Origin of the sequence: Novosphingobium fuchskuhlense (genome assembly GCF_001519075.1) — a bacterium.
GTDB lineage: Bacteria > Pseudomonadota > Alphaproteobacteria > Sphingomonadales > Sphingomonadaceae > Novosphingobium > Novosphingobium fuchskuhlense.
Map to the genome: position 1 here is coordinate 1,854,982 of NZ_KQ954244.1, position 18,535 is coordinate 1,873,516.

At 65.5% G+C, this 18,535-nt stretch carries 16 protein-coding genes; 4 read left to right on the top strand and 12 right to left on the bottom strand.

Translation table 11 applies throughout. From position 1 onward, the window contains the following. Nucleotides 1-39 precede the first annotated feature (39 nt). Entirely contained in the window at nt 40-1,767 is a 1,728-nt protein-coding gene (locus AQZ52_RS08685) for an amidohydrolase (RefSeq protein ID WP_067908542.1), read from the bottom strand. Nucleotides 1,768-1,805: 38 nt separating this feature from the next. Then, nucleotides 1,806-2,360 (bottom strand): cytochrome b, encoded by a 555-nt coding sequence (locus AQZ52_RS08690; RefSeq protein ID WP_067908545.1) that lies wholly within the window; start codon nt 2,358-2,360, stop codon nt 1,806-1,808. Between the two features lie 98 nt (nt 2,361-2,458). On the opposite strand from AQZ52_RS08690, the gene AQZ52_RS08695 reads away from it, so the two are divergent. From AQZ52_RS08695 to AQZ52_RS08705, 3 genes are all read left to right on the top strand, one after another. Beyond that, a complete protein-coding gene (locus AQZ52_RS08695; protein WP_067908548.1) occupies nt 2,459-3,895 on the top strand; it encodes a glycosyltransferase family 2 protein in 1,437 nt (478 codons plus the stop codon). 270 nt (nt 3,896-4,165) lie between these two features. Continuing rightward, nucleotides 4,166-5,908, top strand: coding sequence for an amidohydrolase (locus tag AQZ52_RS08700; protein WP_067908551.1), 1,743 nt, complete (start codon nt 4,166-4,168; stop codon nt 5,906-5,908). Beyond that, nucleotides 5,905-6,342 carry a PaaI family thioesterase gene (locus tag AQZ52_RS08705; RefSeq protein ID WP_067908554.1) on the top strand — a complete coding sequence of 146 codons (438 nt, stop codon included), beginning with the start codon at nt 5,905-5,907 and terminating at the stop codon, nt 6,340-6,342. Before AQZ52_RS08700 ends, AQZ52_RS08705 begins: the two co-directional genes overlap by 4 nt. Nucleotides 6,343-6,396: 54 nt before the next feature. Here the strand turns inward: AQZ52_RS08705 and AQZ52_RS08710 are convergent, their stop codons facing one another. The 3 genes from AQZ52_RS08710 to AQZ52_RS08720 form a co-directional block, all read right to left on the bottom strand. Continuing rightward, a complete protein-coding gene (locus AQZ52_RS08710; protein ID WP_067908556.1) occupies nt 6,397-8,514 on the bottom strand; it encodes a M10 family metallopeptidase C-terminal domain-containing protein in 2,118 nt (705 codons plus the stop codon). Between the two features lie 223 nt (nt 8,515-8,737). Then, complete coding sequence (locus AQZ52_RS08715) at nt 8,738-10,033, bottom strand: O-acetylhomoserine aminocarboxypropyltransferase/cysteine synthase family protein (RefSeq protein ID WP_067908559.1); 1,296 nt, start codon at nt 10,031-10,033, stop codon at nt 8,738-8,740. 39 nt (nt 10,034-10,072) lie between these two features. Beyond that, nucleotides 10,073-11,626, bottom strand: a complete 1,554-nt coding sequence (locus AQZ52_RS08720; protein WP_156424827.1) for a GtrA family protein — start codon at nt 11,624-11,626, stop codon at nt 10,073-10,075. Between the two features lie 266 nt (nt 11,627-11,892). Here AQZ52_RS08720 and AQZ52_RS08725 point away from each other — a divergent pair, with 266 nt between their 5' ends. Continuing rightward, nucleotides 11,893-12,411: a c-type cytochrome gene (locus AQZ52_RS08725; RefSeq protein WP_067908565.1), complete on the top strand. Its 519-nt coding sequence runs from the start codon at nt 11,893-11,895 to the stop codon at nt 12,409-12,411. 763 nt (nt 12,412-13,174) lie between these two features. Here the strand turns inward: AQZ52_RS08725 and hemA are convergent. The 7 genes from hemA to puhA form a co-directional block, all read right to left on the bottom strand. Beyond that, nucleotides 13,175-14,395, bottom strand: a complete 1,221-nt coding sequence (hemA, locus tag AQZ52_RS08730) for a 5-aminolevulinate synthase (RefSeq protein ID WP_067908568.1) — start codon at nt 14,393-14,395, stop codon at nt 13,175-13,177. A 41-nt stretch (nt 14,396-14,436) separates the two neighbouring features. Further along, nucleotides 14,437-15,222: a putative photosynthetic complex assembly protein PuhE gene (gene puhE / locus AQZ52_RS08735; RefSeq protein WP_067908570.1), complete on the bottom strand. Its 786-nt coding sequence runs from the start codon at nt 15,220-15,222 to the stop codon at nt 14,437-14,439. Further along, nucleotides 15,216-16,241 carry a magnesium-protoporphyrin IX monomethyl ester (oxidative) cyclase gene (acsF, locus tag AQZ52_RS08740; RefSeq protein ID WP_067909732.1) on the bottom strand — a complete coding sequence of 342 codons (1,026 nt, stop codon included), beginning with the start codon at nt 16,239-16,241 and terminating at the stop codon, nt 15,216-15,218. Before acsF ends, puhE begins: the two co-directional genes overlap by 7 nt. Before the next feature lie 104 nt (nt 16,242-16,345). Then, a complete protein-coding gene (locus AQZ52_RS08745) occupies nt 16,346-16,648 on the bottom strand; it encodes a hypothetical protein (protein ID WP_067908573.1) in 303 nt (100 codons plus the stop codon). Next, nucleotides 16,648-17,130, bottom strand: a complete 483-nt coding sequence (puhC, locus tag AQZ52_RS08750) for a photosynthetic complex assembly protein PuhC (RefSeq protein ID WP_067908575.1) — start codon at nt 17,128-17,130, stop codon at nt 16,648-16,650. Before puhC ends, AQZ52_RS08745 begins: the two co-directional genes overlap by 1 nt. Then, nucleotides 17,127-17,759, bottom strand: a complete 633-nt coding sequence (gene puhB / locus AQZ52_RS08755; protein WP_067908578.1) for a photosynthetic complex putative assembly protein PuhB — start codon at nt 17,757-17,759, stop codon at nt 17,127-17,129. Before puhB ends, puhC begins: the two co-directional genes overlap by 4 nt. Beyond that, a complete protein-coding gene (puhA, locus tag AQZ52_RS08760; protein ID WP_067908581.1) occupies nt 17,756-18,532 on the bottom strand; it encodes a photosynthetic reaction center subunit H in 777 nt (258 codons plus the stop codon). The genes puhB and puhA overlap by 4 nt, the downstream gene beginning before the upstream one ends. Nucleotides 18,533-18,535: the final 3 nt, after the last annotated feature.

Here is an 18,535-nt window from a genome sequence, read left to right on the forward strand (position 1 = left end):
CAGGGGGAGGGGCGCGGGGCGCGCGCCACCCCGCGCCCTTCACTTCCTCTCGAACACCACCTTGCCGCCAAACAGCGTCATCATGCAGCGCATGTCCTTGAGGCTCGCCGTCGGCACAGCATAAGGGTTGCGGTCCCAGATCGCCACGTCCGCCAGCTTGCCCACCTCGAGCGAGCCCGTCTCCTTCTCGAGGAACAGCTGCCGCGCCGCCCAGATCGTGTGGCTCCTCATCGCGGTGTGGATGTCCACCGCCTCTGCCGTCCCGAACGGTGCCTTGCCGAAGCGGTCGCCATCAGGCTCGCGCGCCACGGAGGACCACAAGCCATAGCGCGGCGCATAAGGCGTCACCGGATAGTCCGATCCGTCGCTATAGAGGATGCCGCGCTTCACATAGGTCGCAAACGGCATCATCTTCACGCTGCGCTGCGGCCCCCATCCCGCCGCCAGCGCATCGCCGAGGAACCACAGGAACTCCGCCTGCGCCTCGGGATAGCCGGAATCGTAGGTCTTCTGGAGGCTCGCCATCACGTCGATGGCATGGTCGGTCGGCAAGTTGGCGTGGATCAGGCTGTGGCGCAGGCCCTGCTTCGGATAGGCCTTCAGCGCCGCGGCATAGGCATCGACCACGGTGTCGATCGCGCGGTCGCCGATGGCATGGGTGCCGATCGGCATGCCTTCCTTTGTGAACAGCATGACCATGTCGCGGTAGACCTCGGGCGCCATCTGCGGCAGCCCCGTGCCCGGATTGGCATGCGCGGCATCCGCCTCGAACGGCAGGTAGACCCACGCGGTGCGCCCCGCGCCCGATCCATCGAGGAAGATCTTCACCCCGCACACATCGAGGTTGCGGCCCTTGAGCCCGGCCAGCTCCCGCTTGCGCTGGCGATAATCGTCCACCGCCGCGTGTGCCGCGGTCATGTCGGTCTGCGCGAAGGTCAGCGTGCAGACATGCACGTTCAGCGGCGCCTGCCTGGCCGCGGCGGCATAGACGTCCCACTGCAGCCGCCCGGTGCGCGGGTCCTTGAAGCCGGTCAGCCCCTCGGAAAGCGCACCCTCGATCACATGCGCCAGGCCCTTCGCGCGCGTCGCCGCATCGACCGGCGGCACCAGCTTGTCGAGCACATCCTGCGCGCTGTCATAAAGCACGCCGTTGAGCGCCCCGCTCGCGTCCTTGTCAAAGCGGCCGCCCGCCGGATCGGGCGTCTGCGCGGTGATCCCTGCCAGCGTGAGCACCGCGCTGTTGACCAGCGTGTAGTGCCCGGTGGTGTTCCCCAGCGCCACCGGGTGCCCGCCCGCTACCGCATCCAGCTCCGCCAGCGAGGGCGGCCGGTGTTCGGCAATGCGGCTCTCGTTCCAGCCCGAACCCGTCAGCCACGCCCCCGGCGGCAATTGCGCCGCGCGCGCCTTCACCCGCGCCAGAAAGTCGGCGACGCTGGAGGCCTCGCCCAGTTGCAGGTTGGCAACCTCGTCGATCCCGCCTTCCAGGGCGTGGGCATGGGCATCGATCATTCCCGGCGTCGCGGTGCGGCCTGCCAGATCGATCACCTTGGTGCGCTTGCCGATGAAAGCGCGCACCGCCTTGTCGCTCCCCAGCATCACGATCCGGCCGCCCCGGATCGCCATGGCCGAAACCACGCGGTCCTGCGCATCCACCGTCAGGATCGTCCCGCCGCGCAGCACCGTATCTGCTGTTGCCGGAGCCTTCGCCCAGGCAGGCCCCGCCGCCAAAGCCAGCGCGAGCGCGCCTGAAACCGCCAACTTACGCATCACAAGGCCCCCCAAAGTCATCCCCAAGGCAGAGTGCCTCACGGCATCATGCGCTGCAATTCCTTCTCGCCGTCGATGAACTGGTGCTTCAGCGCGCCGATCACGTGAAGCGCAAACAGCGCCCACAGCGCATAGCCCAGCACTTCGTGCGCTGCGCCAAAGCTGTCGTGCACGCTCTTCTTGGTCGCTTCATCCAGCCCCATGACCATGCTGATGCGCGGCCATTCGAACAGGCCGAACCACTGCATCGGATGGGTTGCCGCGTCCTTCCAGGCCGAATCCATGATCCAGCCCGTCAGCGGCATGGCGAAGATGAAGGCATAAAGCGCCCAGTGCGCCGCGTGGCTCGCCTTCACTTCCCACGGTTTGTAGCTGGCGGGAAGCGCCGGGGGCCTGTGCGTCAGCCGCCACAGCAGCCGCATCACGGCCAGGCCCAGCACCGTTACCCCGATCGATTTGTGCGCATCGATCAGCGGCCGCACGTTCGCGTCGCCCGCCGCTTCCCAGATATTCGGCAGCAACAGATTGATGAAAATGCCCAGCGCGATGATCCAGTGAAAGGCAATCGCTACGCCGCTGTATTTCTTGATCATGATGGTCTGCGCTCCGCTCGAACGATTGCCGATTGTTCACGTAACTGCCCCTCAAACGCAATAGCCGGTTCAGCTTGGCAAGGCTATGGCCCGCGTCCATGCCTTCCCTGAACGCCGTCCTGCTCGCCGAGTCTCCGCGCTTCACGCCGCGCCCGGTCCCCCTTGTCAGCCGCCTGATCGGGATTGCCGCGCCGCTGCTTTTCGTGGCGCTCACGGCGCAGGCGTTCTACCGGCAGGGCCTCGGCATGTGGTCGGTGGGCGTGGTCTATATCCTCTATGATACAGCGCTGCTGCTGTTCACCGCCTGGCAGATCAGAAAGCTCGTCGCTGATACTGTCCGCCCGGTGCCCCACACGGCCGATGCCCCCACCCTGGGCGTGATCGTCGCCGCGCACAACGAAGCCGGGGTGATCCACCTCACCATCAACCGCCTCCTGGCGCAGGCCCAGCCGCCCGAGGCGATCCTCATCGCCGACGATGGCTCGAGCGACGGCACGCCCGCCGTCATGCTCGAGACTTACGGCCTTGCCGCCCCCTGCATCGGCGGCATGGCGGAGACGGTGATCGGCGCGACCCGCCTGCAATGGCTGCGCCTGCCCCACGGCGGCAAGGCCCGCGCGCTCAACCAGGCGCTGCAGCACGCGCCCACCGATGTCGTGCTCACCGTCGATGCGGATACGCTGCTCGAACCCGGCGCGATTGCCGCGATGCGCGGTGCCTTCCTGCGCGATCCCGCGCTGGTGGCCGCCACCGGCGTGCTGCAGCCGATCTGCGGCCCCTCGCTCTCCGGGCGCCTGTTCGAATGGTTCCAGTCCTACGAATATGTGCGCAATTTCCTCTCGCGCCATGCGTGGATGCAATTGAACGGACTGCTGCTGATCTCCGGCGCCTTCGCCGCCTTCCGGCGCGAGGCGGTGCTCGCCGTCGGCGGGTTCGATCCTGATTGCATGGTGGAGGATTACGAGCTCATCCACCGTCTTCACCGCCATTCGAATGACCACGCCCTTGGCTGGCATGTCGGTGTCGTCGGCGGCGCGCTGGCCCGCACCGATGCTCCGGCCACGATCCGGGGCTTCCTCAAGCAGCGCCAGCGCTGGTTCGGCGGCTTTCTGCAGACGCAGCACTGGAACCGCGACATGGTGGGCAACAGCCGCTACGGCCTCGTCGGCACGCGGATGCTGCCGGTGAAGGCGCTCGATACGCTCCAGCCGATCTACGGTCTGGCGGCCTTCGCGATCCTCATCTTCCTCGTCGCCACAGGCCGCTTCTATCTGGCCTTCCCGATCCTGCTCGTGATGGTCGCCAAGATCATCGTGGACCTCACCTTCCACCTCTGGTCGCTTGGCATCTACAAGCGCTGGACCGGCCGCAGCGAAGGGCTGCGCCTAGGCCCCGCGCTTATCGCCGCGCTGGCCGAACCCTTCACCTTCCAGCTCCTGCGCCACACCGGCGCTCTGCTCGGCTGGTATGCCTTCCTCACCGGCAGCCAGACCTGGACCCGCGCCACCCGCACCGCGCTCGAGCATCAGGCCTGAGGCGAGCGCGCCGCCCGGAGCGGGGTAGCCTGCACAAACCATTTTCCTACAGCGCCGCATTCATGGCACGAACCGGGCTTGGCTCTTTGAATCGTCAAGTCGCTGAAATCGTTCGATGGAACCGGATCGGATTTTTCGCTCTGGACCGTGTCAACCGTGTCAACCGTAAGGAATCCCGACAGGCCCGGTTCCGGCGCCCAAAGTTCCCTTGCCAGCGCCGCGCCAAGCCCGCACGATGCGCGGTGAAACAGGGCAGGGGGCAAGCGGACCATGGCAGCATCACTCGCACTCACGCGGCGCGGTTTCATCGCCTCGGGCGGGGCGCTGGGGCTGGCCGGCATCTCGCCCCGCGCCTTGGGGGCGATCCTCGATCCCGCGCCGACGCTGATCTATCGCGGTGCGCGCATCCACACGCTCGATCCGGCGCTGCCTGCGGCCGATAGCCTTGCGATTGCCGGCAGCCGCATCGTCGGTGTGGGCACCTGGGCCGAACTGAAGGCGCTGGCCACCCCCCGCACGCAGGTCGTCGACCTCGGCGGGCAAACGATCGTCCCCGGCTTCAACGATGCGCATCTCCACGCGGTCGGCGAAATGCTGCTCAACGCCGTGCTGGTGGGCAATCCGTTCGAGGTGGAGTTCTTCACCATCGACCGGATTGTCGCGCTGCTGAAGCAGCGGGCTGCGATCACGCCGCCGGGCCGGCTCGTCAGCGGCGAGTTCTACGATGATACCAAGATCAAGGATGGCCGCCCCGTTCTGATGGCGGACCTTGATCGCGTCTCCACCCAGCACCCGGTCATCATCACCCACCGCGGCGGCCATACTTATGTGGTCAACAGCGTGGCCTTCAGGCTGGCCGGGATCACCCGCGATACGCCAAATCCGTTCGGGGGCACCTATGATCGCGACGCCAATGGCAATCTCACCGGGCGTGTCACCGATCTGGCCATCGATCCGATCAAGGCTCTGACCAGAGAGCCCGATCTCACCCCCGAACAGCTGCGTGCCCGCGCCCTCGCCGGGGCGGCGAAGATCAGCCAGGAATTTGTCCGCTACGGGCTCACCAGTGTCTGCCACACCGCGCCGGGCCTTGTCGGGGGCGGGGTTTCCACCGCCGATGATTTCGCCGCGCTGCAGCAGCTGCGCCGCGAGGGCAAGCTGCACCACCGCGTGTCCTACGAGACCTCGGGCGCCATGCTCGATGCCCTGATCGCCAATGGCGTGCGCACCGGCCTTGGCGATGAGTGGATCCGCATCGGCGCGACGGCTGAGCAGTTTTCTGACGGTTCGTTCTCTGAACGCACCATGTCGCGCGCAACGCCTTATCCGGGCCGCACGCCGCCCTACTACGGCAATCTCACGCAAACGCAGGACGGGCTCGACGCGCTCGTCGAAAAACAGTTCCGCGCCGGCATCCAGCCCAATTTCCACGCCAACGGCGATGTGGCGATCGGCATGGTCCTCGATGCCTACGAACGCGGCGCAAGGCTGGTGCCGGGTGCGGACCGCCGCCCCAAGATCACCCACTGCACCAACGTTTCACCGCAGCTCGTCGCGCGGATCAAGGCGCTGGGTGTCGTGCCCGCGCTCTTCACCAGCTACGCCTACTACAACGCGGACAAGTTCCATTTCTACGGCGCGGAGATGATGGAACACATGATGGCGTACCGCATGATGATCGATGCAGGCGTCCCCGTCTGCGCCGGCTCCGATTTCCCGCCCGGGCCTTTCGCGCCGCTGATGGGCCTTCAGGGTATGGTCACGCGCAAGGGCTGGAACGGCGAGGTGTGGGGGCCCAGCCAGAAGATCACCGTGATGGAGGGCCTCAGGGTGCTCGCCGCCAATGGCGCGCACGCCACCTTCGAGGAAGATATCAAGGGCACGCTCAGCCCGGGCAAGCTCGCCGACATGGTCGTGCTCGATGGTGATCCCGCCGCCGTGGACCCGGAAAAGATCAAGGACATCCGCGTTCAGCAAACCATTGTCGGCGGCGAAGTGCAGTACAAGGCATGAGCAGCACCATGACCTACCGCGTCGAATTCGTCGAACGCACCGGCCTCGAGCTTCTGGAAGGCGGACGAGGGACGGCACGCTACCGGATGCCGCTCGCCGGCAACGAAAACCACGTCGGCGTAATGTACATGGGCGCCTTCACCGTGCTCGCGGAGGCGACCGCGGCGATCCCCGGCATCTCGATCCTCGATACCGCGCGCTTCTACCCGATCATCAAGGATATCGCCGTCTCGTTTCACAAGATGGCCGCGAGCGACGTCTTTGCCGAGTTCGCCCTCGATGAGCCCACGCTCGAAGGCATTCTCGCCGATCTCGAGCGCAAGGGCAGCGCCACCTACCTCGCCGAGTTTCCCATGCACGATGCGGGCGGCGGCGTCGTCGCCACGGGCAAGGTCACCGTGAAGCTCCTCTCCCACGGCTGGCAGAAGGACTGACGCGGCGCGGTCGGCACCCGGTCGGTGCGCCCGGCCCGTCGCCGCCGCGTCCTGTCAGGCAAGCACGAAGTCGCTCGCGTCGAGTGCAGGCTTGCCGGCAAAGAGGCCGATCAGGATCTGGGCTGCGCCGCCCTTGCCATCGGCATCGTAGTACAGCGTCCCTTTGTCCGCATTGTAGATCAGATGCATCGCGCTGGTGGCCGCGCGCGCGCCGATCCCGAATTCATCGGCGTCCAGCACCCCGTTCTGACCGGAAAGCGCGGTGAAGACCGTGGCCGACAGGCTGATCTTGTCTGTGCCATGCACAAAATCGAGAATGCTGTCGCGCTGCCGTGCCGTTTCCAGCGTATCGAAAGCAAACGTATCGGTGCCCGCACCGCCGCGCAGCAGGTCTGCTCCGGCGCCTCCGATCAAGGTGTCGTTGCCCGCGCCGCCGGTCAGCCGGTCCGCGCCGCCCAGGCCCGAGAGCACGTTGGCGGCATCGTTGCCGACGATCTGGTTGGACAGCGCATTGCCGGTCCCGTCGATCGCCGCCGTGCCTTTCAGGGACAGGTTTTCAACGCCATCGCCCAGTACGGTGTTGGCCACGGCGATGACGAGATCGGTGCCTTGGCCGGGCATCTCGACCTCGGTGTCACCGGCGTCATCCACGTAGTAGATATCGTTTCCGGCACCGCCGATCAGCGTGTCGGCGCCGCCTAGCCCGTCGAGCCGGTCGTTGCCAGCGAGGCCGGTGATGACATTGTCGAACGCATTGCCGATAAGCCGGTCGCCGAAGGCCGAGCCGATGAGGTTCTCAACATCCGGGACATAATCGCCGGACGTGGCATCGAAGTTGAATGTGATCTGGTCGACACCCGCGCCACCGGTGTACTGGCGCGCTTCGAGATCAAGGCTGAACTTCACCGCCCCCGCGCTGTTGGCATAGGTGATCGTGTCGGTACCATCGCCACCGGAAAACGTGTCGTTTCCGGCACCGCCGTCGAGCGTGTCATTGCCTCCGCGTCCGGCAAGATAATCGTCGCCGCCATTACCTGTCAGCACATCGTCGACGTAGGATCCAGTGAGGAAATCGCGGCCATCCGTGCCCACGGCATTGTTGGGATCATCGTCAAAGACGAGCACACCGGCCGACGCGCTGGCCCCGATCTTGTCGGACGTGAAGTACAACTCGAACCACTTCGCGGCCGCTTCGAAAGTGGTGTCGCCGGCAATCACCATCTTGAGCACGGTGGTTGCTTTGCCTGTCTCGAACCGGACCGTGCCACTGGGCGCGAGGCCGGAAAAGTCATCGGCATTCACATTGGGAAACTGGGTCTTGTAGTAGGACTTCAGCGAGTAGTTCACATCCAGCGCTGCCGCGAGCGAACCAGTGCGGGTCAGGGTGAAGGTGACTTCGGTGCCTTTGCCGGTGCCCTCCGCCATGCCTTGGAGTGTGTAGGGTTCAAAGTTCGAAAGCTCGTTGCCCTCGAACGTCTGCACGGTGAGCTTGGTGTGCAGCTTGGCCGAAATCGTTGCCAGATTGTCCTGGCGAACCTCGTACACGAAGATGCCGGGCCGGCCGATGTTGCTGGCGTTGGGCAGGTTCATGAGGGCGATGGGGTCGCCCGCACCTGTGGTTCCAGATCCGGGCAGATCGATCGAATGGGCGCCATTGGTGCTGCGGAAACCCGCATAGCCATAATCGATGTAGTCACCCGCCGGTTGGTAGTATTCCGCCAGATTGATGGCTTCGTAGCGCAGCACGATGTCGAAATCGCCGGGCTTGCCGAGCGCGCTCTTGTCCACGATCCTGAGCTGATAGGCATTCTGCCCCGAGATATCGTCCCAGGTGATCGTCAGGCTTTTCTTGACGGGGTCGATGTCCCAGTAGATCGCGTTGGAGCCGGTCGATGTTCCGCCCGGGGTCGGCGTCTGCGGCCCGAGCACCGGGTCCTCGTAATACATCGAGAAGGCGGAGATAAAGGCCTTGTTCTGAAAGTCGTTCGGCCCATTGGCGAACGTCACGCCGCCATCGTTGATCTTCACGCCGCTGTAGACGTATCCGAAGAAGTTCAGACCGTTGGGGAAAATCGATTTCAAATCGATATAGGAAGGGGCGGCCGATCCGAACGCGTACGTGTTTTCGCCGAAGCCAGCCTCGCCGCCAAGGCCCTTGATCAGATCTGCCATGAACTCTCCCCGGTTCCGGGGCTGGTTCAAAGAAGCCCCCAGCTCGACTTGCAGTCAAACGCTAGGTGATTCTCGCATAATTGCCAAGACGGCACAAATATTCACTGGAAAAGTAACTGGTTTTCGGGATATTTCGCCCAATTTTGCCTCAGCCAACTGCGTTTGCGCCGGATAGCGGCGCCGCATGGTCCAGCATGCCGGCGCCGCTCCGTTCCGCGTGGGGTCAAGCCGCGTCGAGCGCCGCACCCAGATCGGCAAGGATATCGTCGATATGCTCGATGCCGATCGAAAGCCGCACGTAACCCGGCGTCACGCCGCTCGCCGCCTGTTCGTCCACCGAAAGCTGCGAATGCGTGGTCGAGGCGGGATGGATCGCGAGGCTGCGCGCGTCGCCGATGTTCGCCACGTGGTAGAATAGCTGTAGCGCGTCGATGAAGCGCTTGCCGGCTTCCGCCCCGTCCTTGAGCTCGAAGCCGACCAGCCCGCCCTGGCCGCGCGTGAGGTACTTCGCCGCCAGCTCTGCCGCCCGGCCGGTCGCGACCGAGGGGTGGATCACCGAAGCCACCTTGGGATGGCTCTTGAGAAACGCCGCCACCTTCACCGCGTTCTCGCAGTGCCGCTCCATCCGCAGCGGCATTGTCTCCAGCCCCTGGATGAGCTGGAACGCGTTGAACGGCGAAAGCGCCGCGCCCACGTCGCGCAGCAGGATCACCCGCGCGCGGATGATATAGGCAATCGGGCCCAGCGGCTTGATGTCGCGCGCCCAGACCGCGCCGTGATAGCTGGCATCCGGCGTGTTGAGGTGCGGCTGGCGCTCGGGCAAGGCTTCCCAATCGAAGTTGCCGCCATCCACGATCATGCCGCCGATCGAGGTGCCGTGCCCGCCGATATACTTGGTAGCCGAATAGACCACCACCGCCGCGCCATGCTCGAACGGCTTGATCAGCTGCGGCGCCGCCGTGTTGTCCATGATCAGCGGGATGCCGTATTCGCGGCCGATCGCGGCCACCTCGGCGATGGGGAACACCTCCAGCTTCGGATTGGGCAGCGATTCCGCGTAGTAGGCCCGTGTCTTGTCATCGGTCGCGCGGCGGAAACCTTCCACGTCCGCCGGGTCGACAAACCGCGTCTCGATGCCAAGGTCGCGCAGCGTGTTCGCCAGCAGGTTCCACGTACCGCCGTAAAGGTTTGTCGAGGCGACGATGTTGTCGCCCGCCTTGGCAAGGTTGAGGATCGACAGCGTGGTCGCCGCCTGGCCCGAGGAAACCGCCAGCGCCGCCACGCCGCCCTCCAGCGCCGCCACGCGCCGTTCCAGCACGTCGGTCGTCGGGTTGCCGAGGCGGGTGTAGATATTGCCCAGCTCCTTGAGCGCAAACAGGTTCGCCGCGTGCTCGGTCGAATGGAACTGGTACGACGTCGTCTGGTGGATCGGCACCGCGACCGAACCGGTCGAGGGATCGGCGCGCCAGCCGGCGTGCAGGGCAAGGGTTTCGGGCTTCGCGTTGGATAAGTCGGTCATGGCGGGAATCCTGCTCCGTAGGTTTGTGGTTATAGTCTATCAATTCACTTGAGTTGGCAAGCGCCGGTAGAGCACGCTGTCGCTTGTCGCGCGCAGCGGTTCCCAGCCCTGCAGGCGCGTCGCGGGATCGATGCGGATTACCCACAAGTACCGCGCCGCGCGCGGGACTGCGGCGACCGTGGCCGGAAGGCCGGGCGATTCCCCGCACGGCTCCAGGAACGTGATCGTGGAAGGGTCGCGGTCGAACGGCGCAAGGCGCGGATTGTGGATCGCGATCAGCTGCCCGCTCGGCAATTGCCACTGTCCATTGTCGAACAGGTGCCGCCGCGCGAGGCCGTAGCCCATGATGTGCCGCCGCCGGTCGGTGCTCCAGCCCTTGCATTCATCGACATAGAGCGAGACGAGGTTCGACCCCCGCGGTACCGCCTCGATGGCCGTCAGGGTCTCGGCAAACTGGTTGCCGGCAAGCGCCATGCTCACGCTGTTGCTCGCAACGCGCGCGCCGCCGAACACCAGGCCGCCGATCAGCAGCCAGCGCGTCAGGCGCGGGTCGACCAGCGGGCCGGGGGCAGATGCCAGCACGAACAGCGCCAGGATCACCGGCCCCAGCCGCATGTCGGCAAAGCGCGAGCCCATGATCGTATCGGGCATCAGCAGGAACAGGCCCAGCAGCGCCAGCGCCGACAGCATCAGGCCGGGGTGCACGTGGAACCCGCGCGTGCGCAGGCTGATGTAGATGACGAAGGCGATCACGGCCGCACCCGCCGCATCCCACACCAGCCAGCGGTCGGCCATCGCCATGATCAGCCACACGATCTTGCGCGGCGCATCGTTGTTGGCGAGCAGCGCGATCGCTTCCGCGCCTTCCTTGGGCTGCAGCGCGCCGATCACCGGGCCCAGCAGCAGCGGTGCGGTCATCAGCCCGGTCGCGATCACGGTGCCGATAACGCGCTTGCCGGCGCGCCAGTTCGCCACCAGGGCGGTCATGCCTGCCACCAGGCTGAACACCGCCCAGCCGACAAGGTGGCACAGCCACAGCAGGAACCCGATCGGCACGAACAGCGCGGTGCGCAGCACGGGCCGCGGCTCCAGCGCGATCCACAGCGCCATGGCGTGGAAGGCCAGCGCGATCGACAGCGCGAAATTGGCAAAGCCGTAAAGGTAGGGCAGCGAGATCGCCAGGGGCAGCGCATAGAGCGCGTTCACCCCGATCCGCCCATGCGCCGCGCGCGACAGCAGCAGCATGCCCGAAACCATGAGCGGCGGAATCGAACCGACGATGAAATGGACCGCCGGCTCCAGCCCCATGACCGGCGCCAGCAGTTGCACCAGCAGATCGACGCCGAGGTTGGGCAGGAGCCCCCATTCGAACGTATACCAGGCGCGCAGGACTGCGGAGTGCCCGCCATCGAGCTGCACCGCATAGCGCCCGACATGGCCGCCCAGATCGGTCAGCGGCAGCACGGGCGCGAGAATGGCGGGGATGGCGGCCAGCGCGCTCAGCAGGAAAATCAGGGCAAGCTCGCCCAAAGGCTTGTCGCGCGCCGACAGCGGGCGCGTATCCAGCAATACCGAGAACGGCCGAACCCTCATCCCGTCCGCCTTTACGGGCGCATCGGCGCTGCTGTCAAAGGCGCACACGAACCCGCGCAAAATCGGCGCGCGATGACAGATCAGACCGCACAGCGCGACATGCCCTTGAGGACAATTGTCGGCAAGTCATTCGGCGTGAAGATTAAATGTGTGTAAGGAACCATGCCCAGAGCGGCGGTGCCGCGTTTGCTGGTTGCCGGTGTGGGATTTTCGTCATAATCGTTCAGCAGTTTTGCAACTGCCCCAGTTTTCTTGAAGGAGTGGCCATGAGCAATTTGAGAGGATACCTCGGTCTGATCGCGCTGTCTGCCGCCCTGGCGGCTTGCGGTGGCAAGAAGGAAGAAGCTGCGGCACCCGCCGAAGCCCCTGCTGCGGCCGCTCCGGCTGCTGCCCCCGCCGCTGATGCTGGCGCTGCGACCACCAAGGTGGCCGCCGACAACACCGACACGCTCGACGGCACCAAGTTCGCCGACATGAAGGGCGATGCCAAGCACGGCGAAGCGGTCTTCACCCAGTGCAAGACCTGCCACGTGATCGATGCCGGCGTGAACCGCATCGGGCCCTCGCTCCACGGCATCATCGGCCGCAAGTCGGGCCAGATCGCCGGCTTCTCCTATTCGACCGCGAACAAGGAAAGCGGCATCACCTGGACGCCCGCGAAGCTCTACCAGTACCTCGAAAAGCCGGCCCGCGTCGTCCCCGGCACCAAGATGGCCTTCGCCGGCCTCGCCAAGGGCCAGGACCGCGCCGACGTGATCGCTTACCTGACCGAAGCGACCAAGTAAGTCTCTCTGCGATCAGCGCACAAAAAGAGCGCCGCTCCCGAAAAGGGGCGGCGTTTTTTGTGCGGATGGCTGACTCCCACTCCGGCAATACCGGCATCTTCTACCCATGATCCTTCCCCTCGTCATTGCGAGCGCAGCGAAGCAATCTAGGGCGGCTTTGCGCAGGCTCTGGATTGCTTCGCTGCGCTCGCAAGGACGAGGTGTGGTGATTGTAGCATCGGGAAAGGCCGCGCGGACAAGATCAAGCGTCTGCCTGTGCCCAGTTGCGAACGTGGCAGAAGGATGCGAGGTTTTTGCGATGAATCGACTTTCGGGGAAACAGCGTGGTCCGATTTTTTCGCGTTCATGGCGTTGCTGTTGGTTTCCGAACCATCTTTTGCGGATGATTATGACGCACCGACCCAGCTTGTTCTGAAGGTGCCTGAGATTTCGAAGAAGGAATTGCAGAGAGGGCAAAGTTATGCGTCGTGCATGAGTACGCCTTGGCTCCCGACCGCCGATCAATTCGATACAAAAGCACGATCCTGCGCGGATTTGAGATTGCCCCGCTCGTCAAAACTAAAGGAGGCAATGGGTTGGGTCGATCATGTTGCCACTCGGTTCTCCGGCGCAGAGATGGAACTTCGGATTCAGCAGCAATAGCAGCGACCGCTACCCACCAATGACGGCCGTTGGCGCTCTGTGCTTGCAAACAACCCAAGCACCAAAGAAAAACCCGGCCCCCCGCACCTGCAGGGAACCGGGCCTCTCAAGTCAAATCACCTCAAGCCGCGTGGCTGCGCCGTGCCAGTTCGCACTGCGACCAGATGTCGCTCAGCGCATCCAGCAGCCGGTCGATATCGCCGTCGGTGTGAACGGGTGAGGGCGTGATGCGCAGGCGCTCGGTGCCGCGCGGGACCGTGGGATAGTTGATCGGCTGGACGTAGATGCCGTGGTTGTCGAGCAGCCAGTCGCTGATCATCTTGCACTTGCGCGCGTCGCCCACCATCACCGGGATGATATGGCTCGGGTTGTCGAGGTGCGGGATGCCCAGCGCGTTGAGCTTGCGGCGCACCGTGCTCACCCGGTCGCGGTGGCGGGCGCGTTCGTAGCCGCTCACCTTCAGGTGCTGGATGCTGGCGCAGGCACCCGCGGCGAGGGCCGGGGGGATCGCGGTGGTGAAGATGAAGCCCGAGGCGAAGCTGCGGACATAGTCGCACAGCGCCTCGGAGGCCGCGATATAGCCGCCCATCACGCCGAAGGCCTTGCCCAGCGTGCCTTCTATCACGTCGATCCGGTCCATCAGGCCTTCGCGTTCGGCGACGCCGCCGCCGCGCGGACCATAGAGCCCGACGCCGTGAACTTCGTCGATGTAGGACAGCGCGCCGTGCGCCTCGCAGACTTCGATGATCTCGCGGATCGGCGATATATCACCGTCCATCGAATAGACGCTTTCGAAGGCCACCAGCTTGGCGCGGCCGGGAGCGACCTGGCTCAGCTTGGCGTCGAGATCGCGCCAGTCGTTGTGCTTCCAGATCACGCGTTCGGCCTGGCTGTGGCGGATGCCCTCGATCATCGAGGCATGGTTGCCCGCGTCCGAGAACACCACGCAATCGGGCAGGCGCGAGGCGAGGGTGCCCAGCGCCGCCCAGTTCGAGACATAGCCCGAGGTGAACAGCAGCGCGGCTTCCTTGTGGTGGAGGTCGGCGAGTTCGGCTTCCAGCAGTGCGTGGTGGCGGTTCGTGCCCGAAATGTTGCGCGTGCCGCCGGCACCGGCGCCGCACTCGTCGAGCACCTTGTGCATCGCGTCGAGCACCTTGGGGCTCTGGCCCATGCCGAGGTAGTCATTCGAACACCACACGGTCACTTCCTGTGTGCCGCCGTCCACGTGGCGCGTCGCCTTGGGGAAGGAGCCGCGATGGCGCTCCAGTTCGGCGAAGATGCGATAGCGCCCTTCGCCGCGGATGCCCTCGAGTTCCTGTGTAAAGAAGGCCTCATAATCCATGGCCGAAATACCCCTTCCCTTCAAAACTCAGATCTGGGCCCTCAAGCGCCCAGGTGATTGCGGCGACCGGGCAGAGCCCAGCCCCAGAGTGCGCCGTCGCGAAACGGCAAGGCGAGAAACACGTGTTCGAGAACGCCGAGCGCGGCCATCGCGAAGAGCAGGCTGGCGCGGACGGCTTCGGTGCTGCCCGCGGGCGCGGCGAGCGCGGCATTGCCGAGCAGACCGGCAAGGACCACCGTGAAAACGAGAGCTGCGCCCAGCGCCGGCGAAAAGCGGCGCGGGCCAAAATAGCTGCGCAGATAATCGAGGTGCGGGGGCAAGAGATCGCCGACCTGGCTCGGCACCCCGGCAAACAGCGCCAGCTTGCTCGCAACGCGCAGCGCCAGCAGCAGCACGAAGACTTCCGCGCCGGTCGGGTTGATCGCGTTCCAGCCCAGCGAAAGCAGCATCAGCGCGGTGAGGGCGAGGGCGACCTCGTGGTAGATCAGCGTCGATCCGGCATCGATGAAGCGGTCCCAGCCGCGCGCTGCGGGATTGCTCGGCTCGCGTCGGGGCCCGGCGACCGCACCCATCAGGAAGCTCGCCTCGTGCCACGACCACACCATGAGCGCGCCGATGAAGCCGATATAGGCTCCCGCCATGCTGGGCATGACCGAGCCGACCACGACCGCGACGAGCCCGGCGATGCCGCCCGCCCCCGCCAGCGCCAGCGCTCGCGGGAAGGTGGCACGGTCGCGGTTGTCCAGCCACGCGATCAGCCCGGTGGCGAAGAACCACACGAGCAGCGTGACCATCATGGGCACGGCGTGGCCGGAAAGGCTTACCACGAAGGCTGCATCCGCACGCTCGCAGGCAGGACGTTCGGGCGCGTGCGGTGGAAGTACATACGGGCAAAGGCGAGCCCCGCTCCGGCAATTCCGGCCACGCGCTGGATCGCACCCACCACCCCGCCACGCGCTGTGGCGGCGGCAATGCGGTCGCTGGCCAGCCGCAGGTTCTCCATCTGGCGGCGGAAGGCGGGATCGTCGGTTTCCAGCTCGATCGGGAAGACCTGGCGGGTGATCGCGGTGCAGACCGTGAAGACCTTGTAGTCATACTCGGTCGGATCGACGCCCAGCGCGGCGTGGAACACGGGGCGCGAATGGTCGCGCACATACATCGTCGCGTAGACCGAGAGCAGGAAGAAGCGGATCCACAGACGGTTGAGCCCGGTCAGCAGCTTCGGGTCCGCGCGCATGAGGAGGGCAAAGGCCTCGCCGTGGCGGAACTCGTCGTTGCACCATTCCTCGAACCACGAAAAGATCGGGTGGAAGCGGTGCTCGGGGTGCTTGGCAAGGTGCCGGTAGATCGTGATGTACCGCGCGTAGCCGATCTTTTCCGAAAGATAGACGGCATACCAGATGAACTTCGGGCGGAAGTAGGTGTACTTCTTGGATTTCGTCAGGAAGCCCAGATCTACGCCGATGCCGGCATCCTTCAGCGTCTCGTTGATGAAGCCGGCATGGCGGCTTTCATCGCGCGCGAGGAGCTTGAACAGCATCTTCATGTCCGGATTGCGGGTGCGCCGGGCCATTTCGGAATAGAGCACGCAGCCCGAGAATTCCGAGGTCATCGAGCTCACCAGAAAATCGGTGAATTCCTCGCGCAGCGCAGGTTCCAGGTTCTCGATGATCCCGGCAAAGCTCTCCTTGCGCTTGAAGTGGAGCTTGTTGCGATCCGCCTGCATCTCCGCAATGAGGTCGTCCCACTCGGCGCGCACCGGGGAGACGTCGATCGCATCGAGCGCGTCGAAGTCGGTCGTGTAGAACCGCGGGCTCAGCACCGTTTCCTTGGCGGCCATGGCCATCGTATCGAGCGAGCCGCTGGTGCCAAGGTCAAGCCCCGCGGCGGCAGCGGCGCGGCTGAATTCGCCGTGATCGGGGGAGGCAGGGTCGATCTTGGTAGGGGCGTTCATGACACTCTCCCAGGCGTGAAGCTGACTTCGTAGAGTTCGGTAAGGTCGAAATAGGCGGTCAGCCTGATCCACGCCCGCGCCAGCGGACCCGCCCGAGTGACCGTTGCCATCCGGTCGATCGCGAGGCTTTGACCGAAATCAACCCGGATCGGCGCGCCATGGACCTTGACGCGGTCTCCCGGCTGCAGCTCGATATCACCGGCCAGGCGCACATGCGCGTGGAAGTGCTCGCCTGTCTGCTCGATCTCGATGCGGCAGGGGGTATCGAACCGGCTCCGACCAGACAGGAATTCGGCCATCAGCCGGCGCCTCCGGGCAGCAGCGCGGCAAAGGCAGCGCGGTTGTCCGGCCCGAATGAGCCGAGCTCGATCGAGCGGCCGGTGCTCTTGTCCTCAAGGCTCAGCGTGCGGTTCTTCCACAGCGTGAGCGTGAAGGGCGGGGCCATGCCGACGCCGCGGATGTGCCGCTCGCGCGCCATCCCGCGCATCACGCCGCGCACGAAGCCGTTGCCGGGCACGCCGTCGACCAGCACGCGCACCGTCTCGCCGGTCGTCACATCGCGCACCACCACCGCGCCGTCGGCGCGGTCGGTGAAGGAGATCTGGCGGACCACCACCGGGGCGACATGCGCCTCGCTGCGGGCGAGCGCCGGGACGGCCTCACGGCTGAGCACACCGACCTTGACCAGCGTGGTCAGGGCCAGCGCCGTCACCACCAGCACCAGCGCCGAGGTGAGGGCTCCCTTGGGGATCGTCTGTTCATGATCGTGAACCAGGCTCATGCTGTTGCCTCCCTCACGCCCAGTGCGGGACGCGGCGTGTTTGCCGCAGGTGCAGCGGTTTCGCTGCGCTGCTGCACCGGCATGATCGCGGCGGTCGCCTTGGCCAGAATACGGGCCACTGCGGCGGCGTCGGGCAGGGCGCGCAGCATCGGCTGCGGTGCGGCGAGGCGGAAGGGCCGGGCATGGGGCCACAGCATCGCATAACCGAGCAGGCTCGAACCCTGAAGCGACAGCGCGATATCGCCATAGCCCGCGCCAAGCCCGCGCAAGTCTGCCGCGCTCAGCTTGACCAGCGGCAGATTGATGCATTTGCTGAGCGCGACGCCGATACGCAGCACCACGCGGCGATTGGTGATCGTGTAGACCGTGCTGCGCGCCACCATCCACGCAAAGCCATAGACAAGGCCGAGTGCCAGCACGCCGAAGCCCGCCGTGAGCGCAGCGCCGAGCAGGGTGCCGCCGACCATTGCCCAGGCCACGAGGAGCGCGAAGTATCCGCCGATCCACCGCGCGCCCAGCGCGCTGCGGGCGAACACCCGCGCGTCGGGCGCACCCTGCCAGAGGATCGCCTCTCCAGGAGGCAGATCACCCGGCAGGCCGCGGATCGGCTCGATATCGTGTTCCCTCACAGGAACGGCTCCTGCCGGCCGGCGTTGGCGTAGAGGTACCCACCGCCGAAGTAGCCGATCACGCGCTCTTCCTCGTAGCGGGTGATCTGGCCTGCGGTTTCCAGCTGCGGCACCGCGTCATAGTCGGCTGCGTTGATCGCATCGATCTCGATGCCCGCCGCGCTGACCGAGGCCATCGCCATCGGGGCGAGCACGGTCTTGCCGCTGGCCGTCTCGACCGAAAGGTAGCGGATCTGGTGCTCGGCGCGGTCGATCCACAGATCGGTCACGGTGCCGGCCACCTTGCCGTCAGCCGCGGTCACCTTCATGCCGCGCGGATCGGGCCCGCCCTTCCACACCGAAATGTGGTCCTCGGTCGAAAGCGGCACGATGCGGTTGCGACCATGCGCATCCTGATCGGGCCACTTGGCGCGGTTGGCATAGGCCGCCGGGCCGATTCCGTCGACCAGCGGATTGCCGGTCGGCACATAAGGCGCGCCGGGGAAGTTTTCGAAGCGCTTTGCGGCGATGTCCACCGGCTCGCGGCCTTCCTCGCGCGGCAGCGGATAGCTTACGGTGCCGCGGTCGAAGGGCAGGCGGAAGGTCTTGGGCAGCGCGGTCGAAAGCGGGCCGCCCACGCTTTCGATGAACCCGTTCATCTCGTCCTCGAGCGGATAGCCCTCGCGGCGATCCTCGCGGCGCAGCCAGAACACCAGGGCGACGAAGAACAGGAAGAATGCCCAGAGAGCGATCTCCGCCACATCGATCGAGCCAACTACATATGCCGTTTTCATCGA